This window comes from Variovorax sp. P4_D9 (genome assembly GCF_056401695.1).
Window position 1 is genome coordinate 1 of the sequence record NZ_JBFUIU010001278.1, and the last position, 1,827, is coordinate 1,827.

The window sequence follows — 1,827 nt, forward strand, 5'->3', positions numbered from 1 at the left end:
GCGCCGAAGGCCGGCCGATGCGCTTCGGCAACCTGATCGCCACCCGGCTGCCAGTGTCGCGCATCCAGCATCACCCCTTGCCCTGGCCGGCCGATCCCACCGTGACCAGCATGCCGCGCATGTGCACGGTGGTCACGCTGAGCAGCCCCGAGCTGGGCCCGCTGCGCGTGATGACCACGCACCTCGAGTACTACTCGCCGGCGCAGCGCCTGGCCCAGGCCCGCGCGCTGCGCGCACTGCATCTCGAAGCCTGCGAGCAGGCCGCGGCGCCGCCCGTGGACCCGATCGAGGTCTCGCCCTTCCAGGCCAAGCGGCACACGCCGCAGGCGATCCTTTGCGGCGACTTCAACATGGCGGCGACCGATCCGGCCTACGACGAGATCGTGCAGCCCTTCGTGGACCCAGCGCTGCCGGCCGGCGGCACCCCGGCTCGACGCCTGCAGGACGCCTGGCCACTGGCCCACCCCGAGCGGCCGCACGACCCGACCTTTCGCCTGTTCGACCGCCAGTACGGCCCTGATCCGATGGCCTGCGACTTCATCTTCGTCAGCGATGTGCTGGCGCCGCGCGTGCGCCGGGTCGAGGTCGACCTGCAGACGCAAGCCTCGGACCACCAGCCCGTGATGATCGAGCTGGGCGACTGAGCTCTGGCTGCGCCGGCCAGGTGAAGCGGCGCGTGTTTGCGCATCGGCTGCGCGCAGCGCGTCGGTTCGTGGGCCGCGGCGGAACCGGCTTCGCCGGGCCGCAGCGCGGCGCCCCCGGTAGGGGGTGGGCGCCCGACACGAAGTGCGGCAACTATTCCCCCTGAATGCCAGCGGCCCGGCTCACTTTGCCCCACTTCGCGACCTCGGCCGTCAGATGGCTGCGCAGCGCCTCCGGCGTGACCTTGTCCATCGGCACGATCTCCGAGCTCAGGTCGGCCAGGTGCTGCTTGACCAACGGATCCTGCAGCGCCACGCGCAGCGCCGCGTTGATCTTGTCGATCACCGCCGGCGGCGTGCCCTGGGGCGCATAGACCCCGTGCCACACGCGGACGTCGAAGCCCTTCAGGCCCTGCTCGTCGAGCGTCGGGATGTTCGGCATGCTCGACAGCCGCTGGGGCGTGGTCACGCCGAAGACCTTGACCCGGTTGCCCTCCTTGATGACCGGCGCGGTCTGCGTGGTCTGGTCGCACAGCAGGTCGACCTGGCCGCCCATCAGGTCGTTGAGCGCCGGACCGGCGCCCTTGTACGGCACGGTGGTCAGCTCGACGCCGATCTGGCTCGTGAACAGCAGGCCACACAGCTGCGACACCGCCCCGATGCCGGCATTGGCCAGCGACACCTTGTCCTTGTGGGTCTTGATGTAGGCGAGCAGTTCCTGGTAGTTGTTGGCCGGAAAGTCCTTTCGCGACGACAGGGTCATCGGCACGTCCAGCACCTGCCCGACGTACTCGAAGTCCTTCAGCGGGCCGTAGGGCAGCTTCTTGTACAGCGCCGGCGCGGTCGCCATGCCCAAGTGGTGGATCAGGATCGTGTAGCCGTTCGGTGCCGCCCGCGCCACGCGCGCCGGCGCGATCGTGCCGCCGGCACCCACCGTGTTCTCGACCATGACGGGCTGGCCCAGCGACTTGCCCATCGGTATCGCGAGCATGCGCCCCACCACGTCGGTCGGGCCGCCGGCCGATTAGGATTAGGGCACGACCAGGGTCTCGGGCTTCTCGGGCCATGTCGCCTGCGCGGCGGCGGGCGCCTGCAACGCCAGAAGGCTGGAGAGATCGTCGCTGCGACGGCAGCGGGCAATCGGGCTTTGAATAACCGGGCCTTCGGTTTTGCCGAAGCCCTACAT

Annotated in this window: 1 protein-coding gene and 1 pseudogene; one reads left to right on the top strand and one right to left on the bottom strand. The window is 69.7% G+C overall.

The window, feature by feature from the left end; translation table 11 throughout:
- Positions 1 to 644: endonuclease/exonuclease/phosphatase family protein (locus AC1DY5_RS53915; RefSeq protein WP_478122407.1), on the top strand; the 644-nt coding region annotated here is incomplete at its 5' end.
- A 151-nt stretch (positions 645 to 795) separates the two neighbouring features.
- Here the strand turns inward: AC1DY5_RS53915 and AC1DY5_RS53920 are convergent.
- Positions 796 to 1,794, bottom strand: a pseudogene (locus AC1DY5_RS53920) (tripartite tricarboxylate transporter substrate-binding protein).
- Positions 1,795 to 1,827: the final 33 nt, after the last annotated feature.